Below are 1,407 nucleotides of genomic sequence, written 5' to 3'. Positions count from 1 at the left end.
GGGACTGTCCGCCAAACGGTGTTTCTGGCCTGACACGCCGGCTCAGCTGGCGGGGAAGGTCATGTGATGACCGAGAAGATCACGAGCGTGAGCTCGATGCCGAAGAAGGTGAAGAAGACGACCTCGCGCAGCGAGGCCGAGCAGGCTGCGGTCCGGGAGCTGGTCAAGGCCGCCCGAGCCCGTGGTGAGGACCTGACCGGCCCGGACGGGCTGCTCAAATCAATCACCGCCACCGTCCTGGAGACAGCCCTGGAAGAGGAGCTGACCGAGCACCTCGGCCACGAGAAGCACCGGGTACCCACCGCGGAGAACGGCAACATCCGCAACGGCACCCGACCCAAGACGGTGCTGACCGACGCCGCCGGAGAGGTGACGATCGCGGTCCCCCGGGACCGGGCCGGCACGTTCGAACCGGTGATCGTCAAGAAGCGACAGCGGCGCCTCTCGGACGTGGACGCGGTCGCGATCAGCCTGTTCGCCAAGGGCCTGACGACCGGTGAGATCAGCGCGCACTTCCACGAGGTGTACGGCGCCTCCATCAGCAAGGACACGGTCTCGAGGATCACGGACAAGGTGCTCGAGGAGATGGCCGCCTGGTCCTCCCGGCCGCTGCAACCGGTGTACGCGGCCATCTTCATCGACGCGATCTACGTCAAGGTTCGCGACGGGCAGGTCGGCAACCAACCCTTCTACGCCGCGATCGGCGTCGACCTGAACGGCCGGCGAGACGTCCTGGGCCTGTGGGCCGGGCAGGGAGGTGGTGAGTCGGCGAAGTTCTGGATGAACGTGCTGGCGGACCTGAAGAACCGCGGCGTGCGCGACGTGTTCTTCATCGTCTGCGACGGCCTCAAAGGACTGCCCGACAGCGTGAACGCCGTCTTCCCCCAGGCGATCGTGCAGGCCTGCGTGATCCACCTCATCCGGGCGACGCTGCGCTACGCCTCGCGGAAATACTGGGACCAGCTGGCCAAGGACCTGCGCCGCATCTACACCGCACCCTCGGTCGAGGCAGCATGGGCGGCGTTCGAGGAGCTGGAGGAGAAATGGGGCAAGCCCTACCCGGCCATCCCCAAGATGTGGAGAGCGGCGTGGGAGGAGTTCATCCCCTTCCTGGCCTACGACGTGGAGATCCGCCGGGTGCTGTTCTCCACCAACGCCATCGAGTCCCTGCACGCCAGGTACCGGCGCGCGGTCACCGTGCGCGGGCACTTTCCGACCGAGCAGGCCGCCCTCAAGTGCCTGTACCTGGTCACCAGGGGCCTGGACCCCAAGGGCACCGGCCAGGCACGATGGACCATGCGGTGGAAGCCCGCGCTCAACGCTTTCGCCGTCACCTTCGCCGACCGCATGCCGGCCGCGGAGAACCTCTGAGATGAACGCCGGAAACACCGTTCATCGGACAGACCC

Annotated in this window: 1 protein-coding gene; it reads left to right on the top strand. The window is 66.9% G+C overall.

Annotation, left to right across the window (positions count from 1 at the left end):
* The first annotated feature begins 96 nt into the window (after positions 1-96).
* On the top strand, positions 97-1,371 hold the full coding sequence (locus tag JNO54_RS00005; protein ID WP_204142037.1) for an IS256 family transposase: 1,275 nt from the start codon (positions 97-99) through the stop codon (positions 1,369-1,371).
* Positions 1,372-1,407: the final 36 nt, after the last annotated feature.

The sequence above is a fragment of the Janibacter endophyticus genome (genome assembly GCF_016888335.1).
Classification (GTDB): domain Bacteria; phylum Actinomycetota; class Actinomycetes; order Actinomycetales; family Dermatophilaceae; genus Marihabitans; species Marihabitans endophyticum.
The sequence above is the reverse complement of the archived record's forward strand: the minus strand, read 5'-3'. Positions and strand labels throughout refer to the sequence as shown.

What these genes read in the sequence shown, in the direction of transcription:
- JNO54_RS00005 (WP_204142037.1), top strand. Translation starts at nt 97, where the DNA reads ATGCCGAAGAAGGTGAAGAAGACGACCTCGCGCAGCGAGGCCGAGCAG.